Source organism: Pseudomonas sp. 67(2021) (assembly GCF_017491835.1).
Taxonomy (GTDB): Bacteria; Pseudomonadota; Gammaproteobacteria; order Pseudomonadales; family Pseudomonadaceae; genus Aquipseudomonas; species Aquipseudomonas atacamensis.
The window spans coordinates 252,864-276,051 of sequence record NZ_JAFGYL010000002.1 but is presented as its reverse complement, the minus strand read 5'-3'; the positions used below and the strand labels follow the sequence as shown (position 1 = coordinate 276,051).

The following is a 23,188-nucleotide window of genomic DNA, read 5'->3' as shown; positions in this document are numbered from 1 at the left end:
GCTAGACCTCCGCGTACATTCGTCCGGGGTTGAACAGCCCTTGCGGGTCGAGTTGCGCCTTGAGTTGCCGGTGGTAGCGCAGCAGGGTTGGCGCCAAGGGTTGGAACGGCGAATCGGTGGCCCCGTGGGTAAAGCACGTTGCATGGCCGCCCAAGGAATGGGCGAGTGCGTGAATCTCAGGGTTTTCGGATTTCACCCAGCGTTGCGCACCGGCCCAGTCGATCAGTTGCTCGCCGGGCAGCTCGAGCGGGCCGAGGTTGTTCGGCAATGACAGGCGCCACAGCGGCAAACCTTCGTCGAAGAAACTCAGGCGCTGTTCGTTGAGGTCGCGCCAGAAAACCGAATCCAGCGGCTCGCCGCCGAGGCGTTGATGCGCCGCCGTTACCGAACCTTCGCCACCTTCCAGGCGCAGGTACAGGCTCCGGCCATCGTGGCACGCGGCGCTGATCGGCAGCGGTTGCTGGCCCCATTCGGCAAGTTTGCTCAAGGCCCGAGCGCAGTCGATGTCGATGCGAATGCTCAGGCACTGGCGTGGTTTCGGCAGGACTTTCAGCGACACTTCGGTGAGCACGCCGAGGCAACCAAAACTGCCGGCCATCAGCCGCGACAGGTCATAACCGGCGACGTTTTTCATCACTTCGCCACCGAAGCGCAGATGCTGGCCGAGGCCGGTGATCACCCGCGTGCCGAGAACGAAGTCGCGCACCGAGCCGGACCACGGCCGGCGTGGTCCGGACAGTCCCGTGGCGACCATGCCGCCGACCGTGGCGCTGTCGGCAAAGGATGGCGGTTCGCAGGGCAACATTTGCCCGGCGTCATCCAGCGCCGCGAGCAGCTCGGACAACGGCGTGCCGGCGCGCACCGTGACCACCAGTTCGGTCGGGTCGTACTGAACGATGCCGCGATGGGCGCGGGTGTCGAGCACTTCCCCAGCCACCTCGCGGCCGAGAAAGGCCTTGCTGTTGCCGCCCTGAATCTTCAGCGGCGTGGCATTGGCCCGCGCTGCGTTGACCTGATCGAGCAGGGCGTTGGCGGCATCGAAATCAGCCATCAGAATCGCTCCAGCTCGGGGAAGGGCAGTTGCCCGGCGTGAATGTGCATCGCGCCGAATTCGGCGCAGCGATGCAGGGTCGGAATGTTCTTGCCGGGATTGAGCAGGCCCTGCGGATCGAACGCGGCTTTCACCGCATGAAACAGCAGTAACTCGTCGCTGTTGAACTGCGCGCACATCTGATTGATTTTTTCGCGGCCGACGCCGTGCTCGCCGGTGATGCTGCCGCCGACTTTCACGCACAGTTCGAGGATCTTGCCGCCCAATGCCTCGGCGCGATGCAGCTCCCCCGGCTGGTTGGCATCGAACAGGATCAGCGGATGCATGTTGCCGTCGCCGGCATGGAACACGTTGGCCACGCGCAAGCCATATTCCTCGCCGAGGCTGGCGATACCTTGCAGCACAGCGGGCAATTCGCGGCGCGGAATGGTGCCGTCCATGCAGTAATAATCGGGCGACAATCGACCAATCGCCGGGAACGCGTTTTTGCGTCCGGCCCAGAAACGCACGCGTTCAGCCTCGTCCTGGGCCTGGCGCACTTCAGTGGCGCCGGCCGCTGTCATCACTTCCCGTACGCGCAGGCAATCGTCGTGCACGTCGGCTTCGACGCCGTCGAGTTCGCACAGCAGAATCGCCTCGGCGTCGACCGGATAGCCGGCGTGGATGAAGTCTTCGGCGGCGCGGATGGCGAGGTTGTCCATCATTTCCAGACCACCCGGAATGATACCGGCAGCGATGATTTCGGCAACCGCACGGCCGGCCTTTTCCACTGAGTCGAAACTGCCGAGCAGGACCTTGGCAACTTGCGGTTTGGGCAGCAGTTTCACCGTGACTTCGGTGATGATCCCCAGCAGGCCTTCGGAGCCGGTGAACAAGGCGAGCAGGTCAAAACCGGCTGAATCGAGCGCCTCGGAGCCTAGCGTCAGACGTTCGCCCTCGATGGTCAGCACTTCGATTTTCAGCACGTTGTGCACGGTCAGGCCGTACTTGAGGCAATGCACGCCCCCAGCGTTTTCCGCGACATTGCCGCCGATTGAACAGGCGATCTGCGATGACGGATCCGGAGCGTAATACAGGCCGAACGGGGCCGCCGCCTGGGAGATGGCGAGATTGCGCACCCCCGGCTGAACCCGCGCGATACGTGCAGCGGGGTCGATGTGCAGGATGCTGTTGAACCGCGCCATCACCAGCAACAGGCCCTTTTCCAGTGGCAGCGCGCCGCCGGACAATCCCGTACCGGCACCCCGCGCGACCACGGGCACATTGTTCTGATGGCAGAGTTTCAGCAGGGTTTGCACTTGCTCCAGACGCCGGGGCAGGGCGACCAGCATTGGCGTGGTGCGGTAGGCGGAGAGGCCGTCGCATTCGTAGGGTTTGAGTTCATCTTCGCGCCAGAGGATGTCCAGGTCCGGCAGGGCTTGTTGCAGGGCCTTGAGCAATTCGCCCTTGTTCACCTTGGGCAACGGACCGTCGAGGCGTTCGTCGTAAAGAATGTTCATGGGAACGCCAACCTTCTGTCTCCGTTGATCGTTCCCACGCTCTGCGTGGGAATGTAGCCCGTGACGCTCTGCGTCACTGGACGCAGAGCGTCCCCTGAGGCATTCCCACGCAGAGCATGGGAACGATCAGTTGCGCCACCTGGGGCATTGCGAATATCCATCTTCATCGCTGTCGTTCCAGAAACTCCCCGTACAGCCGCGCGGTATTTCCCGGCTGTTCGACCATCGGCATGTGCCCGACGTGATCCCACACATCCACTTCGAGATTGGCGATGCCTTTGCTCCACACCGGCACGCTGCTGACGTCGATCAGGCGATCCTTGCGCCCCCACAGCAACAGCGCCGGGCATTTGATCTCGGCCAGTTTCGGCTCCATCGGCGGGCTGGCGCGGAAGTCGCGGAAGATTTCTTCGAGCTCGTCACGTTGTTGCTCATAGCGCTGGGCGACGGCGTCCAGCACCAGCTTCGGTACCCACGGCGGCGACTCCATGGTCATCGCATAAAAGCGCTGAAATTCTTCGCGGGAGTTGATCAGGAACGGATTATGCCCGCGCGCCAGATGGCGCTCCATGTCGCTCGGCTCCGGTGCGGTGACGCCGGCCGGGTCGATCAGGGCCAGCGATGCGATCCGCTCCGGATAGGTCGCCGCCAGCCACGCGGCGATATAGCCGCCCATGGAATTGCCGATGACATGGACTTTCTCCACGCCGCAGACATCGAGCAGTTGAATCATGCGTTTGGCCTGAACCGCGATGTCATAACCGCCGCCAGCCTTGAAGCCAGTCTCACCGTGGCCGGCCAGATCCGGAATGATCACCCGATACTGACGGACGAAGTGCCGGGCGCAGCGCAGCCAGAGGTTTTTGTCGGCGCTGAAGCCGTGCAGCATCAGGATCGCGCTGGACGCCTCGTACGGCCCGCCTTGCCAGGTCGACACGGTCATCTCGGCGATCGGCACTTCGATCTTGTGCAATTTGTACAACCTGGCCTCGCTGGCCATGGCCAGGTTGTACAACCAATGGCCGACCGCCGGGTAACTCAACCAGCTCCAGGCCACGAAAACCGCGAGTGCGACAAACAGCAAAAGCATCGACGTCTTCCTTTTACGTGTTCAGGACAAAATATGGTCGGCCGGTTTCAGCGCCCGGGTCAGCAGGTGATAGCTGAAACTGAAGCCGGGAAACATCGCGATCACATGACCGCTCTTGCTCTGGTACCAACTGTGGCAACCGCCGGACTTCCACACCGTGCGCTGCATTTCCCGGTGGATCATTGCAGTGTAGGTACGTTCTGCGTCACGGCGCACTTCGATGCTGCGCACGCCTTTGGCCCGTACGGTGCGGATGCAGTCGAGGATGTAGTTCATCTGCGATTCGATGATGAACAGCGCCGAAGTGTGGCCAATGCCGGTGTTCGGCCCGGTGACGATGAACAGGTTGGGGAAGTCCGGCAGGCTGGTGCCGAGGTAGGCGCGCGGGTATTCGGCCCAGACATCTCTGAGTTGCACCGCGTTTTTACCGCTGACCGGGTAGGAAATCACCCCGTCGGTGGCGTCGTAACCGGTGGACCAGATGATCAGGTCTACATCGAGATGCTCGCCGTCCACGGTGTTGATCCCGCTATCGTCGATCGAAGCGATGCCGTGCTCGCGACTGTGCAACGTGACGTTGGCGCGGCTCAGCGCCGGGTAGTACGTGCTGGACACCAAAACGCGTTTGCAGCCGATGGTGAAGTCCGGGGTGAGTTTCTGTCGCAGTACCGGGTCTGGAACCTGACGCTTGAGGAACCGCAGCGCATGTCGCTGGACCAGATGAATCGCCGGTCTCGAGTATTTGAAGGCGATCACCCGGGTTTCGAATTGCCAGTAAATCAGCCAGCGCAGCAGCTTGTACGCCGGCTTCAGGCCAAGCAGCCAGCGCTGGAAACGGCCGAATTTGCGATCGGCACGCGGCAGCACCCAATGCGGCGTGCGTTGGAACACATGCAGATGTTCGACCTGGGGTGCAATCGCCGGAATAACCTGGGCTGCGCTGGCACCGCTGCCGACGATCGCCACGCGTTTACCGCGATAGTCGTAGCTGTGATCCCAATTATTTGTATGAAAAGTCTTGCCTTGAAAGCGATCCATCCCGGGAAAGTTGGGGATGACCGGCTGACTCAATGGCCCGGAAGCATTGATCAGGAATTGGGTTCGGAAAGTACCTCTGGCGCGGGTGTGCACCAACCAATGCTTTTCCGCTTCGTCCCACTCGACGCGCTCGACATCGGCCCCCAGTTCCACGCGCTCGCGTAAACCGAACTGCTCGATCAGCTGTTCGGTGTAGTGACGCAGTTCCGCCTGTTCGGCGAACATCTGCGACCAGCGGTAGGGCGCGAATGACAGCGAATACAGCGGCGACGGCACGTCCACCGCTGCGCCGGGGTAGGTGTTCTGGCACCAGGTGCCGCCGAAGAAATCGCGTCGCTCGAGAATGCGAAAATCGTCGATTCCGGCCTTGAGCAGGTTGACCGCCGCGCACTGGCCGCCGAAACCGCTGCCGATGATCAACACAGCGTAGGTATGCATGTGCCCCCTTTTTATAGTTGTTTTTCCATTTCCCCTCTTTCATTTATAGCCAACTCTGGGCCGCGCGTGCGGCGCTGATAGCGCTCTATTCAGGCCGCTGGCCGGTGATGGCTATTTAACGGCGCCCTGATAGACTCCGGACACATCCTTGTCGGGATGTAACCATGCATCGCGCGGTCGAGGCCCTTATGGGAAATACGCGAGGAAAGGGACTTTCACTGGCCAGGAGGCTTTACAGGTCGCGGGTGTTCGGGCTGCTGCTCGGGCTGATGTGTGTCAGCGTGGCGATGTATGCCCTCGATCCGCCGCTGTGGGTGTGGGGCCTGATGCTGTTCAATGGTCTGATCTGGCCGCATCTGGCGTTTCAATGGGCGCGCCGCTCGAGCGTGCCGTTTCGCGCCGAACACCGCAATTTGCTGATCGACGCATTCATGGGCGGCTTCTGGGTCGCCGCCATGCAGTTCAATCCCTTGCCCAGCGCGACCACGATTTCGATGATGGCGATGAACAACGTCGCCATTGGCGGTGGGCGGTTTTTGCTGGCGGGCACGGCGGCGCAGCTATTGGGCATCGGCGTCGGGCTGGTGGTGTTTGCGCCGACGTTCATCCCGCCAACAACGCCGCTGCAGTTGTACGCCTGTTTGCCGCTGCTGTTGCTGTATCCGCTGGCGCTGGGCTGGATCTGCTTTCGTCAGGCCTCGACCCTCGGTCGGCACAAGCGTGAGCTGTTGGCGTTGAGTCGCACCGACAGCCTGACCGGCCTGCTCAATCACGGCGCGTGGAAGGATCAACTGAACCTCGCGTTCCAGCGCTGCAAACGCCAGCAGCAGGGCGCGGCGATTGCCTTGATCGACATCGATCACTTCAAGGCGATCAATGACACCTACGGCCACGTCGCCGGCGATATCGTCCTGCGCCAGTTGAGCAAACTGCTCAAACAGAATCTGCGCGCCACGGATGTGGCCGGGCGCTATGGCGGAGATGAGTTCTGCGTGATCCTGCCGGAGCTGCCGCTGTTCAATGCCGCTCAGGCCATGGAAGCCTTGCGCGAGCGCTTCGCGGTGATGGGCTACGAGCAGAACCCGGCGTTGAAGGTCAGTCTGAGCATTGGTCTGGCCGCCTACGACCCGAGCCATGCCGACGCCACGCGTTGGCTGGATGAGGCCGATCAGGCGTTGTACGAAGCCAAGGCCAGTGGGCGCAATCGGGTGATCTGCAACAGCGACAACAAGCCGAGGCAGGCGCTGCTGGATTCGGTCTAACGGGCGAGCTGATACCTGTGGGAGCGAGCCTGCTCGCGAAAGCGCTGGGTCAGGCGGTATCAATATCGTTTGCCACGACGCCTTCGCGAGCAGGCTCGCTCCCACCGGGGTATGTGTTGTCGGTTAGATCAGTGTCGCATCCGCTATAGAGCCTCGCGCCGATGTCGGTTACGGTTGAAGTCCCCCGACACGAAACAAGGACTGCTTCATGACGTTCTCATTTCCCCGCTCACTGCTGGCTGCCAGTCTCGGTCTGTCCCTCGCGTTCTCGGCCGTAAGCGCTTTCGCCGAACCGCATAAACAAGTGCTCGCCGATGCCGAGCAGTATCAGCCCGAAGCCCTGAAGTTACTGGAACGGCTGGTCAATATCGACTCCGGTTCAGGTTATGAACCGGGCCTGAAACAGGTCAGCGAGATCGCCATCGATGAGCTGAAAAAACTCGGCGCAACTATCGAACTGGTGCCAAACACCCCGGAAAAATCCAACCACGTGCTGGCCACGCTCAAAGGCACCGGCAAGGCGAAAATCCTGCTGATGGCGCACATGGACACGGTGTTCAAGGAAGGCTCCGCGGCCGAGCGGCCATTCCACATCAAGGACGGGCGTGCCTACGGGCCGGGGGTGATGGACGACAAGGGCGGCATCGTCGCCGGCATCTACGCGCTTAAAGTGCTGAAGAACCTCGACTTCAAAGACTACGCGCAGATCACTTTCCTGCTGGACGCCAGCGAAGAAACCGGCTCGGACGTCGCCACCGACCTGATCAAGAAAACCGCCAAACAGCACGACGTCACCCTCAACCTCGAACCGGGCCGCCCGGCCGATGGCCTGGTGGTGTGGCGCAAGGGCAGTGCGACGGCGCTGGTCGAAGTCAAAGGCAAGGCCGCCCACGCCGGCGTCGCGCCAGAGCTTGGACGGAACGCGGCGATGGAAGCGGCGCATCAGATTCTGCAACTGGGCAAGCTCGGCGATGAAGCGAAGAAAACCACCATCAACTTCACCGTGCTCAAGGCCGGCGATCGCACCAACGTGATTCCTGATCAGGCCACGGCCAAGGCGGATGTGCGCGCGGCAGTGCCGGAGGAATTTGATCGCATCGAGAAGGATCTGGCGCGGGTATCGCAGGACAAGTTGATTGCCGATACCGAAGTGAAAACCTCCTTGCAGCGCGGATTGCCGCCGATGCCGCAGACCGCTGAGTCGGATCGCTTGATGGCCATGGCCCAAGGCATTTACGGCGAAATTGGCCGCAAGCTCACCGAGGAGGGCAGCGGCGGCGCGGCGGATGCCAGTTTGTCCGCAGGCGTAGGAACGCCGACGCTGGATGGCTTCGGCATTGTCGGCGGCAATATTCACACGCCTGAGGAATATGCCGAAGTGGCGAGTGTGGCACCGCGGATTTATCTGTTGTCGCGGATGATCATGGAGTTGGCGAAGCCGCGGTGATGGGGTTTGCGGTGTGACGAGGCCGGGCGGGGTGCCAGAAAAATCGGCCCCTCTCCCGGAGGGAGAGGGGACTGACCGCGTTGTTTGTGGTCCATGTGGCAACCGCCAGATCAAGTTGAATTCAAATTCGCATTCAACGCGATCTCTCACGTCGGCGTAGATCCAGAGCATCCCCCAATCAGTCCCCTCTCCCTCTGGGAGAGGGCTAGGGTGAGGGGCTTTTTGTGGGAAGTGTGGAAGTCGAGGGCGGCGTACAAAAAATACCGAAAAGTCCGACAGAAGCTCTGGTTGCGGCCGTTGGGCGCGACTTTTATAGTCTCCGTTCGCAGATAACTCTGCGACGATCTTGGCCGGTCGAATACAGCACCAGACCCCTCTTTGGAGTGAACTTTATGACCGACCAAGTAATGCCGCGCTATCTCCCCATCGACACCTACGACGCCGAATCCCCGGTGCTCTTCATCAATACCCACACTGAACTCAGCGACATGGCCGCCTGTGCGATGCACCGGTTTGTGGTCGTGCGTGATCTGGCTGACACTTTCGCCAGCCTCAACCTCAAGGGCATCTCCGATTGTGATCTGACGCGGGTGACCAGCGCGGTTCATCTGCTGATGCGCGAGGGTTGCGCGATTCTGAATGTGATTCAGGCGCGGGCGGCGCAGCGGGAAGAGGCTTACAAGACGCCGGTTTAGCGGTGTAGCGGCTGTTGCTATCGCGAGCAGGCTCGCTCCCACAGGGGAGTGCATTTCAACTGTGGGAGCGAGCCTGCTCGCGAAGGGGCCGGTGCAGCGTATGCGTCACTCCTTGACGCTCATGTATTCCTTGGCCCAGAGGATGTATTCCTCCGGCTGGGTATAGGTGTGGGTCAACTCGGTCGCGCTCAAATCGGCGGCCTGGGTGAAGATCTGTCGCTGTTCGCGCAGGCTGTCGTAGGTGGCCTTGATCGCGGCGAAGTAGGCGCCGTGGCCGTCGATGGTCACGCGCACGCCCAGTTCGGCGAGGCGTTTGTCGTCGCGCAGCGCCGGGTTGCCGTAGGTGACCAGCATCAGCGGCACGGTCAGGTGCTCGGCGATTTGTTCCAGTTGATCGAAGTCCTGCACGCCGACCATGCAGATACCGTCAGCGCCCGCCGCCTGATATTGGCGGGTGCGGCTGATGATTTCCTGGTTCGGCAGAATGCCGGCATTGGTGCGGGCGATGATCGCCATTTCCGTATCGACCCGGGCTTCCAGCGCCGCGCGGATCTTGCCGACGCCTTCGGCCACGGTGATCAGGTCGGTGGATTTGCGCCCGAATTGCGCGGGCAGCAGGGTGTCTTCGATGGTCAGTGCAGCGACGCCGGCGCGTTCCAGTTCGACGATGGTGCGCATCACGTTAAGAGCGTTACCGTAGCCGTGATCGGCGTCGGCGATCACTGGCAATTGGGCGACGCGACCGATGCGCGTGGCCTGTTCGGCGAATTCGCTGAGGGTTATCAGGGCGAAGTCCGGTGCGCCAAGCACCTGCAGCGAGGCCACGGAACCGCCGAGGATACCTACTTCAAAACCCAGGTCAGCGGCGATGCGGGCCGACATCGGGTCGAACACCGAAGCGGTGTGGTAGCAGGTGTCGGAGGCCAGCAGCTGACGGAAATTGCGGCGCAAATCTTGATGGGAAAGCCTGGTCATACGAGTTCCACCAATACATAAGGAATGGAAAGGCTTGAGCAAAGGTGTCAACGCCGAAGAATGAAAAGGCTATCACGCGAATGGGTCAAGAATCATGACGAATTTGCGCGGCAGGACTGGCGGCTGAAAGGTTTAATCTCCCGTGCCGGAAATATCAGGCCGCCACGGCATGTTGCTGTTGATGGGGCAGGAGCACCGCGCGCACCGAATTTCCCGGCTGAAGTTGCAGGCGCTTGGCGGTGAGACGATCAACCACCAGGCTGTTGCCCACCAGTCGACCGTGGGCCGCGGTGATGCGGCAGTTTTCCAGCCGGCGGTTGTGAATCAGCCACAGCGGCGCCTGCTCGTCGGGGGTGCCGAGGCTCAGGGTCAGTTCGAGGCTGTCGCGTACCGTGCGGATGCTGCGGATCGGCGCTTCGATAACCGGGCCACCGTCGAAAATGTCGATGTAGCCTTTGTGCGCAAAGCCTTCAGCTTGAAGAATTTTCAACGCTGGTTGAGTGTTCGGATGCGTCTGGCCGATCGCCGCCTGCGCCTGTTCGGTGAGCAGGCAGGTGTACAGCGGCTGGCGCGGCATCAGTTCGGCGATAAAGGCTTTGTTGCCCAGGCCGGACAAGTGATCGGCGTGGGTGAAATCCATCTGGAAGAAGTGCCGGCCGAGGCTGTCCCAAAATGGCGAGCAACCGTTTTCATCGGCACTGCCGCGCAGTTCGGCGATCATCTTCTCGCCAAACAGGTGCGGAAATTCGGCGACGAACAACAGACGACCCAGCGACAACAGGCGGCCATTGCTGCCGTTGCGCTGGTCATGGCGCAGAAACAGCGAGCACAGCTCTGATTGGCCGGTCAGCTCGTTATTCAGGAACAACGTCGGAATCTGCCGCTGAATACCCAGATCTGGCGCCGAACTGACGGTGACGCCGAGCCGGTAGTTGTACCAGGGCTCGCGCAGGCCAACGGCGCCGGCCATCGCGCTGACACCGACCACGCGCTGCTCATCATCCTCGAGGACAAACAGGTAATCGGCATCGGCGCGTTCCACCTGTTCGGCGAATGCGCGCTGTGCCCAACGCACTCGATGTGCGAGGCGGTCCTCGTTGGCAGGAAGGGTGGTGAAACCTGGCCCTGCCTGTTCGACGAGGGTCATCAAGGCAGGCAGGTCGCTGACTTTTACCGGACGGACAATCATGCTCCAACTCCTTTGGCGGACCGATTCAGGCGCGGATGGCTAACGCGGCTCACAGAGCGACCAGCCGTATCGAGCTGCCATCGCTGACCTTCAGCGCCGCGCAGATGGCGGGTGTCAGGGACAGCGGCTGACCGGGGTGATAGTCGAGTTCGGTGACCATCGCGCGGTAGTCATGCAGGGCGTCGTTGCTCAGCAGGTAACGGCCACGGGCGTCGGTCGATGCTTGTTGGCGGACGATGGCCGTTTGGCTGCCAGCGATCGAGCGAATATTTACGGTGCGCGCATACAGGGTCGGGCCGGCGTCGAACAGGTCGATGTAGCTGTTGGTTTCGAAGCCTTCCCGCGCGAGGATGTCGAAGGCTTCCTGGCCATCCGGGTGCACGCGGCCGATGCAGTCCTGCGCTGCTGGCGGCAGCATCGGTACGTAGATCGGGTATTGCGGCATCAGTTCGGCAAGGAACGTGCGGCTTTGCAAACCGCACAGACGCTCGGCTTCGGCGTAGGGCAGGTCGAAGAAATGCTTGCCCAGCGCATCCCAGAATGGCGAATGACCCTGCTCGTCGCTGTAGCCGACGATTTCGGTGATCACCGCCTCGGAGAACCGCTGTGCATGCGCAGCAATGAACAGCAGGCGCGCCCGCGACAGCAGTTCGGAAAACGGCGTGCGCACCAACGCGGCGTCAATGTGGAAACCGCGCAGCAAGGTATGCCCGCTGAGGTCATGGCACAGCGACAACGCCGGTACGCCGTGCTCGATGTTCAATTCCCGCGAAGCACTGGTGAAATGGCGGTTGCGCAGGCTGTAGAACGGCTCCTTGAAGCCGGCGGTGGCAAGGATTTCCGAGCAGCCGACCAATTGCCGGCGTTCGAGATCTTCCAGCACGAAGAAGTAGTTCTCCGGCCCCTGCGCCTGGGCGGCGCTATCGAAGGACGCGCACGACGCGGCGATTTTCTCGCGCAGGTGTTCGCTGTCATCCGGCAGCGAGGTCACGCCGATCAGGCTCTCGCGGGCCAGGCGCTGTAGCTGGGGCAGATCATTCTGCTCGACTGGGCGTAAGACCAGCATGGATGTACTCCTGTATCAAAAGGTTCGGCCCATTCGCCGAACCTGACTATCACTGTCGGTTTCCACGCGTTGAATCGGCGGTCGCCTGATTTGTTGTCAGACGCCGCTCTTTTTCTTGTCAGCCTTTGCTCGGATCGGGCAGCGCTGTGCTGGCGCCGAGCTTGTTGAGGAAGAACAGGTACACCAGGCCCAAGGCAATCCAGATCAGGCCGAGTTTCTGCGCATCGACGCCCATGTTGTACATGATGGCGGCAACGATGACGAAGCCGATCACCGGGCAGAGCAGATGGCGCACAAACTGCCCCGACTTCTGCCGACGCCAGTAGTGGTTGATCACCGTCAGGTGCAGCAGCATGAAACCGCTGAGGGCGCCGAAGTTGATCAGTGAGGTGAGAATGTCGACCGCGTCGATGAACAGGTAGCAGATCAGCAGCGACAACACCGCCACCAGATAAATGCTCAGGTACGGCGTGTTGTGTTTCGGGTGGACCTTGGCCAGCACCTTCGGCAGCTTGCCGTCGCGGGCCATGCCGAACAGCAGACGCGAGACGGCGGCCTGCGAGGTGATCGCCACCGCTACGCCCCAGGCCAGCGCCGTGGCGACGGCGGTCAGGGTCGCCAGCCAGCTGCCGGCGGCGATTTCAGCGATTTCATAGAACGCGGTGTCGGCGGATTTGAAGCCCATGCCCGCCGCCAGATCGGTGGCAATCCACGTCTGTACGACGAAAATCGTGCCCATCACTGCCAGAGTGATCAGCGCTGCCTTGCCGACACTGCGGCCCGGATCTTCCTTGATTTCTTCGGCGAGGGTGGAGATCGCGTCGAAGCCGAGGAACGACAGCACGGCGATCGACACGGCTTGCATCAGCAGGGCGAAGTTGAAGGTTTGCGGGTGATACAGCGGCGCCAGCGTCAGCTCACCGTTACCGCCACCGTTGTGCAGGGCGTTCCAGGCGTAGAACAGGAAGATGCCCAGCACCACCAGTTGTGCCAGCAGGAACAGCATGTTCATCCGCGCGGTGAAGGTGATGCCGCGCAGGTTGACGAACGTCGCGCTGACCAGAAACGCCAGGATGAAGCCGACCTTGGGAATGTCCGGGTACAAATGGTTGAGCGCCATCGCCGAATACAGGTACAGCAGCGGTGGAATCAGCAGGTAATCGAGCAGCATCAGCCAGCCAGCGATGAAACCGACATGTTGATTGAGGCCGCGCTGGGCGTAGGAATATACGGAGCCGGCAATCGGAAAGGCCTTGGCCATGCTGCCGTAACTCAGCGCGGTGAACAGCATTGCCACCATGCCGATGATGTACGCCAGCGGCACCATCCCCGGTGCTTCGGCGTTGACGTAGCCATACACACCGAACGGGGCGATGGGGATCATGAAGATCATCCCGTACACCACCAGATCGGTCAGCGTCAGGCTACGTTTCAACTCTTGCTTGTAGCCGAATTCTTCAATTTCCATGAAGCGCAACTCCTTGTCAGCCATCGGTCGGTTTATGTTTTATCGGTCCATCGTTTACAGCAAAGGTGCGAGGTAACCTGCCCAGCGCGAAACCGCTTCGGGACTGCGCAGCAGATCATTGCGCACCTCGATCAGCACTGCCTCAAGGCCCCTGGCATCACCGTGCACGGGCACGGTCATGTCGCCCAGCGGGTCAATTTTGTACGGCTGGTTGCCCGCGACTTTCAGCGGGTGCGCTTGCAGCCCGTCGAGCAGGCGCTGAGCATAGTCCTGGGCCTGGCCGAACAACACGCCAACTTCCAGTGGTCGCGGCTGGCCGTAATACACCGGGGTGAAACTGTGAACACCGACCACCCGCACCGGCAGACCTTTGGCAATGCGCTCGTCGATCAAGGTCTGCAAGCGCGCGTGAAACGGTTTGAACAACGTCTGGCGCCGGTACTCGCGGGTCGCCTCATCCAGCTCGCGATTGCCAGGTATCGGGTAGATCTCGCTCTGCAGCGGGATGCTGTCCGGCGCATGGCGCGGGCGGTTGAGGTCGATCAGCAGCCGTGAATAATTGGCGCTGAGCAACGTGGCGCCGAGTTGTTCCGACAACTGTTCGGCCAGTTGCAGCGCACCGATGTCCCAAGCGATATGTTCGCGCGCGGCCGCCTCGTCCAGGCCCAGATTGTTCAGGGCGTCGGGGATGTAGCGACTGGCGTGTTCGCACACCAGGATCAACGGGTTCGTCGAGTCCTCGCGGCTCAGGTTGTAGACCGGGCGGGTGTACAACCCAAGCTCGGCGGATTCAGTACAGGCGTGCATAGTGCTCACACAGGTCAGCGGGCGAGAGCTGTTCCGTCAGCGCCAGTTCCTCGGTTTTCAGGGCGTAATAAGTGTCGAGCAACGGCTTGGGCAGCCATTCGTTGAAGGCTGCACTGTCACGCAGGCAATCCAGCGCCTGGGCCAGCGAGGCGGGCAGGGCGACGATGCCCCGGGCCTTGCGTTGTTCGTCGTTGAGTGAATCGGGAATTTCATCGGTAACCGCGTTCAGCGCCAGACGCTGTTCGATGCCCAGTCGCCCGGCAATTAGCAGCGCAGCCATGGCCAGATGCGGCGAGGCGGTAGCGTCCATGGCGCGGAATTCCAGGTTGAACTGCTGCGCGGCGGACTTGCCGCCCAAGGTCACAGTCGGGCAGATGCGCAGCGCCGCTTCACGGTTCTGCTGCCCCAAGCAGGCGTACGACGCGCTCCAGTGGTGCGGCTGCAAACGCTGGTAGGACAGCGGCGTCGGCGCGGTGAATGCGCACAGCGCCGGGAGAAAATGCAGGACTCCGGCAGCCCAGTGCTGACCGATGCTCGACAGGCCGTTGCTGGTGCCAGCGTCGTAGAGCATCGGCTGGCCGGCCAGATCGAGCAGGCTGACGTGCAGATGGACACCGTTGCACACCGCCTCGGCGGCGGTCTTCGGCGCAAAACTCAGATCCAGGCCCATTTGCCGGGCGATTTCCCGGGTGATTTCGCGCACGTTGATTGCGCGATCCGCTGCGGCTACGCCAAGAGTCGGTCGACAGGTGATTTCGTATTGGTGCTTGCCGTATTCCGGCAGAAACATTTCCGGCTCGACGCCGCCGGCGCGCAGGGCGCTGAGCAGCCAGCCGCCGAATTCGGCGCCCTGACGCTGCGCTTCGAGAGAGAACGCCGCGTGTTCGGCAATACCTGCGTGCAGGTTGAATTCATGTTCGAAGGCGGCGTTGACTTGCAACCCCAACTCATCGTGATAGCGCTCGATTTCATCGCGCAGCAATGTGCGCGGGCAGGCGCCCCATGCCTGGCCGTCGGTCTCACGAATGTCGGCGTGAATGAAATCCAGCACCGGCGCATTGGCATCCGGACCGCTGCCGACAGTGACGCGGCTGCTCAGATCGGGAATCAGCCGCAGGTCGCCATACGCGCCCCAGGGATTGCTCGAAGCGATGATGTCTTGCGGCGTCAACGCGCTGTTGGCCGGGACCCAGCCGCAACCCGCTGCCTGGTAGTGCTCCAGCTCATCGCTGGGAAACGAGCGGCCCCGGGTGATGCCGATCAGATCGGTTGTCACCAGCGTGGTCATCGGTAAAGGCGTCAGGCGCGGGCTCATGGCTGCATCTCCTGTAAACGCCCGAGCACAGTGTCGGTGTCGGTGATCCAGCAATAACCCTTGATCGCGTTGAGGCAGGCGTGATGGCGTTCAGCTGTGTAAGTGGCGCAGGCGTCCTCCACCAGCGTGACCAGATAGCCGCGGTCGGCGGCATCGCGCACGGCCATGTCGACGCATTGGTCGGTGACAATGCCGGCGATGATCAGATGGCGGGTCTGCAGATTGCGCAGCACGTAATCGATGTTGGTCGAGTTGAACACCCCGGAGGAGGTCTTCGGCAGCACGATTTCGTTTTCGGTCGGGGTCAGCTCAGCGATGACCTCAGCTTGCACGCTGCCCTTGGGCAGGTGCATGTCCGACAGTTTGTGATCCAGCGAGCGGTCGCGACCGTCGGCGGTCAGGCTTTCGATAATCGTGTGCAGCACGTTCTGCTGCACCTGACGAAAGGCGCCCAGCAGACGCTGTTGGTTGGGCACCACTTGGCTGCGCGTGCGCTGGAGAAAATACTCGGCATCCGGCTCGCTCAGGTGTGGGTCGAATTGCGGTTCGAGCCAGGCGCGCTGCATGTCCACCAGCAACAAAGCGGTGTGGTCGGTCGCAAACGGCAGATCCCGAGGCGAGCGGTGGGGAAGGCTGAACATCCTTATTTGTCCTCCAGCAGGTGAGTCGCAAAATCGTTGCGCAGGGCATCGATGCCTTCCAGGCGATCGGCCGGGTCCGGCACGCGCAAGGTCAGGCAGGCAATCAACGCCTCGACCTGCGCCAGCGCCGGTACCATGGTGTCGAACGGCGACGCCGATTCCACTGGCGCGCTGATGATCAGGTCGGCCAATTCGCGCAGCGGCGAGGCGTAGACATCGGTGAACAACACCACTCGCGCGTTGTTGTTTTTCGCCGCCTGCGCAACGCGCAAAGCTTGGGTCTGGTAGCGCCGGTAGTCGAACACCAGCACCACGTCCTGACGTTGCAGATCGTACAAACGGTCGGGCAGCAGGGCGTTATCTTCCAGGGCGAAGCAGCCGGGACGCAGCAGACGCAAGTGGTTGAGCAGGTAATTGGCCAGCAGAATGCTGAAGCGGCCACCGAAACAGTAGACCTGATGGCGGCTGTCGAGCAGCCATTCCACGAGGATGCGCACATCTTCAGGCTGGGTCAGGGCTTGGGTGTCGATCAGCAAGCGCTGGCTGTCCGCCAGGTAATGCGCCCAGGCATCGTCCTTGTTCTGCTGCGAGCGCGGCTGCAACAGCGTGCGCGGTGAACGCAGGCGATGGTCCATGTCGCTGAGCAGGGCTTCCTGGAATTCGGCATAACCGCCGAAACCGAGCTTTTTCACCAGACGCACGATGGTCGGATCGCTGACGCCGGCATGTTCGGCCAGTCGCGCCATAGGCCCGAGACCGTTGCGTGGATACTGATCGAGCAGGGCGCGAACGACTTTGCGCTCCGATGGCGTCAGTTCCAGGCCGGGATCGGTGATCAGGTCTCTGAGAGGGGGCATCCGGGCTCCTGCTGGATGGGGTGTCGAATTCGTTTCACAATCCGTTAAACGAGTATTTATGTAATGGGTGTTACATGTCTAGCTAATTTTTGTACAGGTTTTTCGAGCACCAAAACTGTGCAAGGTGCCCGTGTAATAAGGGCTACGTCGAAGTAGCGCACTGTTGTAGTCCTTTGCCGATTGCTGTGTCAGACATTGCCTATCCCAAGCTCAGCGACGGGCCGGTGACAACCCTGAACGCCGAGGTTTTGCGGCACAATGCGACGCATATCGGCCATGTGCCATTGTTTGTTTTATCTTTCGACCGAGAACCTGCTTGTGCCAAGTAGCCGTTTGACACTGATTTGCCATGCGCGAACCGTCGCACAGAAACTAGCGCGTTTTCCTACGGACGAGCCTGTTGAAAATCTGGCTGTTCCGTCCGACGCGTTCAGGGCGCGATTGGCGGTAACACGGCGGCTGGTGTGTGCCCCGGAGTTGAGAACTCAGCAAACGGCGGCATGGTTTGGCGTCGATGCGCAGATTGATCAAGCCCTGCGCGATTGCGATTGGGGACGCTGGCACGGCCAGTCGATCAAGGATCTGCAAGCCAACGAAAACCAGGCTTTGCAAGCCTGGCTGGCCGATCCTGAAGCGGCGCCCCATGGCGGCGAATCAGTCAGGCAACTGACGCAGCGGGTCTCAATGTGGCTGGACACCATCGCCGAAACCCCAGGGCATATAGCGGCGGTCACCCATCCGTTCGTCATGCGCGCGGCGCTGATGCAGGTGCTGCAAGGCGCGGCGTTCAATGCAATCGACATCGAGCCTCTGGGGATGATCGACTTGCGCTTCAATGGCATCTGGCGACTACGCTTGCCGGGCATGGCCCTTGACGAGGAATTCTGATGAAACAGCTGCTGGTCATCGGCATTGGCGCCGGCAATCCGGACTACATCACCATGCAGGCGGTGAAAGCGCTGAATCGGGTCGATGTGTTCTTTCTGCTGGATAAAGGCCAGAGCAAGCAGACGCTGATCGATCTGCGCCGGGAGATCTGCGAGCGCTACATCACCGACCACGCTTATCGCTTTGTCGAAGCCAGCAGCCCGGAGCGCGAGCGCGGCGATGTCGACTACACGGCGAGCGTCGATGCACTGAATCGCGCCAAGCAGCAAACCTTCGAGCGGTTGATCAATGAAGAATTGTCCGACGGCCAGTGCGGCGGGTTTCTGATATGGGGCGATCCGGCGTTATACGACAGCACATTGCGGATTCTTGAGGCGCTTCAGGCATCAGGCCGCTGTCAGTTTGAATACGAAGTGATACCGGGGATCACCAGCGTTCAGGCCCTGGCTGCGCAGCACAAAATACCTTTGAACACGATTGGTCGCTCAGTAGAAATCACCACAGGCCGGCGATTGGCGGCGGGGCAGGTGAGTGAAGCGGACAGTCTGGTGGTGATGCTCGATGCCGAGGATTCCTACCAGCGGGTGGCGGATCGGCAGACCGAGATTTTCTGGGGCGCTTACCTGGGCACGCCGGACGAGATTCTGCTCAGCGGCCGGCTGGCGGATGTCGCCGATGAGATCGAACGGGTGCGCAAAGCGGCGCGGGCGGAGCATGGGTGGATCATGGATACCTATCTGTTGCGCAAGCCTTGAGTGGTTGGCTGCCTGAACAAGCGCTTTCGCGAGCAGGCTCGATCCCACAGGGAAATGCGTTGCAGAATGTGGGAGCGAGCCTGCTCGCGAAGGGGCCAGAACATTCACCACCGATCGTAGACAGGCAAAAAGAAACCCGGTGCAACGCAAATCGCACCGGGTTTTTTGTTGCCAGCCAACAGCGGATGTCGTGGATCCGCCGTCAACCTTGAACTCCGTATCAGCCGCGTTCCAGCGCCAAAGCCACGCCCTGACCGCCGCCGATGCACAAGGTTGCCAGACCTTTTTTCGCATCGCGCTTGAGCATTTCGTGCAGCAATGTCACCAGCACGCGGCAACCTGATGCGCCGATCGGGTGGCCGAGGGCAATGGCGCCGCCGTTGACGTTGACCTTGTCCAGATCCCATTGCAGGTCCTTGGCCACGGCCAGCGATTGCGCAGCGAACGCTTCGTTGGCTTCAATCAGGTCGAGCTGGTCGATGTTCCAGCCGGCCTTGTCCAGGCAGCGGCGGGTCGCCGATACCGGGCCGATGCCCATGATCGCCGGGTCGACGCCAGCGTTGGCATACGCAGCAATTTTCGCCAGAACCGGCAGGCCCAGCGCTTTGGCTTTCTCGGCACTCATCAGAATCACAGCAGCGGCACCGTCGTTCAGCGACGAGGCGTTGCCAGCGGTGACGCTGCCGTCCTTTTTGAACGCCGGACGCAGTTTTGCCAGAGATTCTGCGCTGGTATCGCCGCGTGGCTGCTCGTCGACCTTGAACGCCACCGGATCGCCTTTGCGCTGCGGGATCAGGATCGGCGTGATTTCATCAACGAAGCGCCCGGCCTCGATCGCAGCGGCAGCTTTCTGCTGGGAAGCGGCAGCGAAGGCGTCCTGCTGTTCGCGGCTGATCTGGTATTTGTCGACCAGATTCTCGGCAGTGATGCCCATGTGGTAATCGTTGAACGCATCCCACAGGCCATCGCTGATCATGGTGTCGACGATTTGCGCGTGGCCCATGCGCAGACCGGTGCGCGCACCCGGCATGATGTAGTTGGACAGGCTCATGTTTTCCTGACCGCCGGCGATGATCACCTCGGCGTCGCCGCAACGGATCGCTTGCGCGCCCAGGTGCAGAGCCTTGTGGCCCGAACCGCAAACCTTGTTCAGGGTCATGGCCGGTACGGCATGGGGCAGCCCCGCCTTGATCGCGGCCTGACGTGCCGGGTTCTGGCCGGCGCCAGCGGTGAGCACCTGGCCCATGATCACTTCATCGACCTGCGTCCCGTCGAGGCCGGTCTGCTCGAGCAGCTGGCGGATCACCGCCGCGCCCAGGTCTACTGCGGATACATTGGCCAGGGAGCCCTGAAAACTGCCGATCGCGGTACGCGTGGCGGCAACAATGACGACGTCTTGCATGTGCGAATTCCTCACTGGGCAGCGAACTGCATTTCCGGTACGTGATCCGGGACGATCAGTTTACCAGCGGTTTTGGCGACGATTTCCTCAACACTGACGCCAGGAGCGCGTTCCTTGAGGACAAAAGCGCCATTTTCGATTTCCAGATAGGCGAGGTCGGTCAGCACGCGCTTGATGCAGCCGGCACCGGTCAGCGGCAGGCTGCATTTGGCCAGCAGCTTGGACTCACCGTCCTTGGACGCGTGGGTCATGATGACAATGATGTTGTCGGCGCCGGCCACCAGATCCATCGCGCCGCCCATGCCCTTGACCAGTTTGCCTGGGATCATCCACGAAGCGATGTTGCCTTCAACATCCACTTCAAAGGCGCCAAGCACGGTCAGGTCGACGTGGCCGCCACGGATCATCGCGAAGGATTCGGCGGAATTGAATATCGAGGCGCCGATCCGTGCCGTCACCGTTTGTTTACCGGCGTTGATCATGTCGGCATCGATGGTTTCTTCGGTCGGGAACGGGCCCATGCCGAGCAGGCCGTTTTCCGATTGCAGCATGACTTCCATGCCTTCGGGGATGTAGTTGGCAACCAGGGTCGGAATGCCGATGCCAAGATTCACGTAGTAGCCGTCCTGCATTTCGCGGGCGACGCGTTGAGCCATTTGTTCGCGGGTAAGTGCCATGTTGTTCTCCGTAGGCCTGAATTATTTGCGGATGGTGCGCTGTTCGATGCGTTTTTCGAACGTGCCGCAAATGACCCGGTCGACGTAGATGCCCGGGGTGTGGATCTGCGTCGGGTCGAGTTCGCCGGGCTCGACGATTTCCTCGACTTCGACCACGGTGATCTTGCCGGCGGTCGCGGCCAGCGGGTTGAAATTCTGCGCGGTGTGACGGTAAACGACGTTACCGAAATGGTCGGCCTTCCAGCCTTTGACGATGGCGAAGTCGCCGGTGATGGACTCTTCCATCAGGTATTTGCGCCCCTTGAACTCACGCACTTCCTTGCCTTCAGCAACCGGGGTGCCAACGCCAGTGGCGGTGAAGAACGCCGGAATGCCGGCGCCGCCCGCGCGCATTTTTTCGGCGAGGGTGCCTTGCGGGGTAAGGATGACTTCGATCTCGCCCTTGAGCAGTTGCTCTTCAAACAACTTGTTCTCGCCGACGTAGGAAGCGATGACTTTGCTGATCTGGCGGTCGGTGAGCAGCACGCCAAGGCCGAAACCATCAACGCCGCAGTTGTTGGAAACGACGGTGAGATCACGGGTGCCCTTGCGCTTGATCTCGGCGATCAGGTTTTCCGGAATGCCACACAGGCCGAAACCGCCGGCGATAACGGTCATGCCGTCTTCCAGCCCGGCCATCGCTTCCTCGTAGGAATACACACGCTTGTCGAAACCTGCCATAGGCACCTCTTTTATTATTTGCGGGCGGCTGGCTAGCCGAATGACTGGAGTGTCTCTCTGCGGAATATATTTGTTAAGTTGATTTTTGCGGTTGATTGATTGATAAAGCTCACTAATACGCGTTCGGGGATGATCGTTCCCACGCTCCGCGTGGGAATGCCTCCAGGGACGCTCCGCGTCCAGTGACGCGGAGCGTCACGGGCTGCATTCCCACGCAGGAGCGTGGGAACGATCAGGGCCATCGCATCACGGCTTGCAGCTTGACGCTTGCAGCTTGCAACTGGAGCAAAGCGACCATGACCATCAAACAGATCCGTGCCTTTCTCGCCGTGGCCCATAGCCTGAGCTTCGCCGTGGCCTGCGAGCGTCTGCACCTGTCGCAGTCAGCGCTGAGCCTGACCATCAAAGCCCTGGAAGAGGGGCTGGGAGGGCGCTTGTTCAGCCGCAACACGCGTAATGTCGCGCTGACCCCGGAAGGCGAGTCCCTGCTGCCGCTGGCGCGCCGCTTGATCGCCGACTGGGACAATGCCGAAGACGAGATGCGCCAGCGTTTCAGCCTGCAACGCGGACGCGTGACGCTGGCGGCGATGCCGTCGTTTGCCGGCAATCTGCTGCCGCCGATTCTCAAGAGCTTCCGCGCGCGTTATCCGAACGTCAACGTCACGGTAAACGACGTGATCAACGAGCAAGTGCTGGAAATGGTCCGCGATCGTCAGGTTGAACTCGGTGTGGCGTTCGCGCCGATGCAGAGCACATCGATGACGTTCACGCCGCTGTATGTCGATCGCTTTGTCGCCGTGGTGCCGGCCGATTCAGCGCTGGCCGGTCGCGCCGATATCGATTGGCATACCTTGCTGGAGCAACCGTTCATCACCCTGCAGCGGCCATCGACCGTGCGGGTCATGCTCGAAGAGCATTTGCAGGCGCGCGGAATGAAGTTGCCGGTGGAGTTCGAGAGCCATCAATTGGCGACCGTCGGGCGAATGGTTGCCAGCGGGCTTGGGGTCAGCGCGGTGCCGGCATTGTGCGCGGGGCAGATGCGCGAGCTCGGTGCGCATTGCCTGACCTTGAATGATTCTGTCGAACGGGCGATTGGCGTGTTGACCGAGCCGGGCAATGAGCTGTCGGCGGCGGCGCAGGCGTTGTTCGAGATTCTCAAGGCTGAAGATTTGCAGCGCCAGTTCGATTTCCCCCTCACTCCAGAAGCGCGGAAACAGAGCGCCGAACGCTGATTCAGTGTGCGAGCGAGCCTGCTCGCGAAGAACGATAACGCGGTCTAAGCCTTGGCCACGCGCCACAGATACCAGGCTGCAACCGTCCGATAAGGCTTCCACGCCTGGCCAATCTCGATCATCTGTTTGCGCGTCGGCTGCACCTCCAGTCCCTTCAAGCGCCGATATCCCTCACGCACGCCAAAATCATCCGCCGGCAGGATGTCCATGCGTTCGAGGCTGTAGATCAACAGCATCTCCACGGTCCAGCGGCCGACACCGCGCAAACTGGTCAGGCGTTCGATCAGGGTTTCATCGTCCATCGCCCGTGAAGTCGGGTAATCGGGCACCACGCCGTCCAGCGTCGCCTGGGCAATCCCTTGAATCGTCGCGATCTTGCGCGCTGAAAAGCCACAAGCACGCAGTCGCTCGACCTCGGTAGCCAGAATCTGCTGCGGACGCGGAAACGACTGGCCGGGGAACAACCCCATCAAACGCCCAAGGATCGCATCGCCGGCCTTGGCGTGCAGTTGCTGATAGGCAATCGCCCGGACCAGCGATTCATAGGGATCGCGCGCTGGATGTGGTTGATGCAGGCACGGGCCGACGGCGCTGACATGGCGCTGCCAGTCAGTGTCTATCGCGGCCAGAAAAGCGCTGGCCATCTCATACATGTCAGCCATGTTGCGGTGATTCG

General features: G+C 61.3%; 22 protein-coding genes. 6 read left to right on the top strand and 16 right to left on the bottom strand.

Annotated elements, in window-relative coordinates; genetic code table 11:
* Position 1: 1 nt before the first annotated feature.
* The 4 genes from glcE to J5M66_RS04870 all read right to left on the bottom strand — a co-directional run bounded on the left by glcE (position 2) and on the right by J5M66_RS04870 (position 5,116).
* Positions 2-1,051 carry a glycolate oxidase subunit GlcE gene (glcE, locus tag J5M66_RS04885; RefSeq protein WP_207807320.1) on the bottom strand — a complete coding sequence of 350 codons (1,050 nt, stop codon included), beginning with the start codon at positions 1,049-1,051 and terminating at the stop codon, positions 2-4.
* A complete protein-coding gene (glcD, locus tag J5M66_RS04880) occupies positions 1,051-2,550 on the bottom strand; it encodes a glycolate oxidase subunit GlcD (RefSeq protein ID WP_207807319.1) in 1,500 nt (499 codons plus the stop codon). The genes glcE and glcD overlap by 1 nt, the downstream gene beginning before the upstream one ends.
* Before the next feature lie 163 nt (positions 2,551-2,713).
* The gene (locus J5M66_RS04875) at positions 2,714-3,640 is read right to left on the bottom strand and encodes an alpha/beta fold hydrolase (protein WP_016774118.1); all 927 of its coding nucleotides are present in this window, start codon (positions 3,638-3,640) and stop codon (positions 2,714-2,716) included.
* 21 nt (positions 3,641-3,661) lie between these two features.
* Positions 3,662-5,116 (bottom strand): NAD(P)/FAD-dependent oxidoreductase, encoded by a 1,455-nt coding sequence (locus tag J5M66_RS04870; RefSeq protein ID WP_207807318.1) that lies wholly within the window; start codon positions 5,114-5,116, stop codon positions 3,662-3,664.
* Between the two features lie 188 nt (positions 5,117-5,304).
* Here J5M66_RS04870 and J5M66_RS04865 point away from each other — a divergent pair, with 188 nt between their 5' ends.
* From J5M66_RS04865 to J5M66_RS04855, 3 genes are all read left to right on the top strand, one after another.
* On the top strand, positions 5,305-6,378 hold the full coding sequence (locus tag J5M66_RS04865; RefSeq protein ID WP_123441727.1) for a diguanylate cyclase: 1,074 nt from the start codon (positions 5,305-5,307) through the stop codon (positions 6,376-6,378).
* 208 nt (positions 6,379-6,586) lie between these two features.
* On the top strand, positions 6,587-7,825 hold the full coding sequence (locus J5M66_RS04860; RefSeq protein ID WP_123441712.1) for a M20/M25/M40 family metallo-hydrolase: 1,239 nt from the start codon (positions 6,587-6,589) through the stop codon (positions 7,823-7,825).
* A 392-nt stretch (positions 7,826-8,217) separates the two neighbouring features.
* Positions 8,218-8,520, top strand: coding sequence for a hypothetical protein (locus J5M66_RS04855; protein WP_024012470.1), 303 nt, complete (start codon positions 8,218-8,220; stop codon positions 8,518-8,520).
* 105 nt (positions 8,521-8,625) lie between these two features.
* Here the strand turns inward: J5M66_RS04855 and J5M66_RS04850 are convergent, their stop codons facing one another.
* The 8 genes from J5M66_RS04850 to J5M66_RS04815 form a co-directional block, all read right to left on the bottom strand.
* A complete protein-coding gene (locus tag J5M66_RS04850; protein ID WP_024012471.1) occupies positions 8,626-9,495 on the bottom strand; it encodes an oxaloacetate decarboxylase in 870 nt (289 codons plus the stop codon).
* 154 nt (positions 9,496-9,649) lie between these two features.
* Positions 9,650-10,684, bottom strand: coding sequence for an arginine N-succinyltransferase (gene astA, locus J5M66_RS04845; RefSeq protein WP_016774124.1), 1,035 nt, complete (start codon positions 10,682-10,684; stop codon positions 9,650-9,652).
* Between the two features lie 49 nt (positions 10,685-10,733).
* The gene (locus tag J5M66_RS04840; RefSeq protein ID WP_207807317.1) at positions 10,734-11,750 is read right to left on the bottom strand and encodes an arginine N-succinyltransferase; all 1,017 of its coding nucleotides are present in this window, start codon (positions 11,748-11,750) and stop codon (positions 10,734-10,736) included.
* A gap of 118 nt (positions 11,751-11,868) precedes the next feature.
* Positions 11,869-13,218: an APC family permease gene (locus J5M66_RS04835; RefSeq protein WP_207807316.1), complete on the bottom strand. Its 1,350-nt coding sequence runs from the start codon at positions 13,216-13,218 to the stop codon at positions 11,869-11,871.
* 54 nt (positions 13,219-13,272) lie between these two features.
* Entirely contained in the window at positions 13,273-14,025 is a 753-nt protein-coding gene (locus J5M66_RS04830) for an N-formylglutamate amidohydrolase (RefSeq protein WP_206422201.1), read from the bottom strand.
* On the bottom strand, positions 14,009-15,340 hold the full coding sequence (locus J5M66_RS04825) for a glutamine synthetase (protein WP_122746967.1): 1,332 nt from the start codon (positions 15,338-15,340) through the stop codon (positions 14,009-14,011). Before J5M66_RS04825 ends, J5M66_RS04830 begins: the two co-directional genes overlap by 17 nt.
* Positions 15,337-15,981, bottom strand: a complete 645-nt coding sequence (locus J5M66_RS04820) for an isochorismatase family cysteine hydrolase (protein WP_206420579.1) — start codon at positions 15,979-15,981, stop codon at positions 15,337-15,339. Before J5M66_RS04820 ends, J5M66_RS04825 begins: the two co-directional genes overlap by 4 nt.
* Positions 15,982-15,983: 2 nt before the next feature.
* Entirely contained in the window at positions 15,984-16,838 is an 855-nt protein-coding gene (locus J5M66_RS04815) for a MurR/RpiR family transcriptional regulator (protein ID WP_130903236.1), read from the bottom strand.
* A 477-nt stretch (positions 16,839-17,315) separates the two neighbouring features.
* Here J5M66_RS04815 and J5M66_RS04810 point away from each other — a divergent pair, with 477 nt between their 5' ends.
* Entirely contained in the window at positions 17,316-17,726 is a 411-nt protein-coding gene (locus J5M66_RS04810; RefSeq protein WP_306663001.1) for a histidine phosphatase family protein, read from the top strand.
* The gene (cobF, locus tag J5M66_RS04805; RefSeq protein ID WP_207807315.1) at positions 17,726-18,481 is read left to right on the top strand and encodes a precorrin-6A synthase (deacetylating); all 756 of its coding nucleotides are present in this window, start codon (positions 17,726-17,728) and stop codon (positions 18,479-18,481) included. The genes J5M66_RS04810 and cobF overlap by 1 nt, the downstream gene beginning before the upstream one ends.
* A 220-nt stretch (positions 18,482-18,701) precedes the next feature.
* Here cobF and J5M66_RS04800 read toward each other — a convergent pair whose 3' ends face one another.
* The 3 genes from J5M66_RS04800 to J5M66_RS04790 are packed head-to-tail and all read right to left on the bottom strand — an operon-like array spanning position 18,702 to position 21,280.
* Positions 18,702-19,883 carry an acetyl-CoA C-acetyltransferase gene (locus J5M66_RS04800; RefSeq protein ID WP_207807314.1) on the bottom strand — a complete coding sequence of 394 codons (1,182 nt, stop codon included), beginning with the start codon at positions 19,881-19,883 and terminating at the stop codon, positions 18,702-18,704.
* An 11-nt stretch (positions 19,884-19,894) separates the two neighbouring features.
* Positions 19,895-20,560 carry a CoA transferase subunit B gene (locus J5M66_RS04795; protein ID WP_016774134.1) on the bottom strand — a complete coding sequence of 222 codons (666 nt, stop codon included), beginning with the start codon at positions 20,558-20,560 and terminating at the stop codon, positions 19,895-19,897.
* Between the two features lie 21 nt (positions 20,561-20,581).
* Complete coding sequence (locus J5M66_RS04790; RefSeq protein ID WP_016774135.1) at positions 20,582-21,280, bottom strand: CoA transferase subunit A; 699 nt, start codon at positions 21,278-21,280, stop codon at positions 20,582-20,584.
* Between the two features lie 296 nt (positions 21,281-21,576).
* Between J5M66_RS04790 and J5M66_RS04785 the strand changes: the two genes are divergently transcribed.
* On the top strand, positions 21,577-22,512 hold the full coding sequence (locus tag J5M66_RS04785) for a LysR family transcriptional regulator (RefSeq protein WP_125915926.1): 936 nt from the start codon (positions 21,577-21,579) through the stop codon (positions 22,510-22,512).
* A gap of 44 nt (positions 22,513-22,556) precedes the next feature.
* On the opposite strand, the gene J5M66_RS04780 is transcribed toward J5M66_RS04785, so the two are convergent.
* The gene (locus J5M66_RS04780; protein ID WP_206420575.1) at positions 22,557-23,174 is read right to left on the bottom strand and encodes a DNA-3-methyladenine glycosylase; all 618 of its coding nucleotides are present in this window, start codon (positions 23,172-23,174) and stop codon (positions 22,557-22,559) included.
* Between the last annotated feature and the right edge of the window lie 14 nt (positions 23,175-23,188).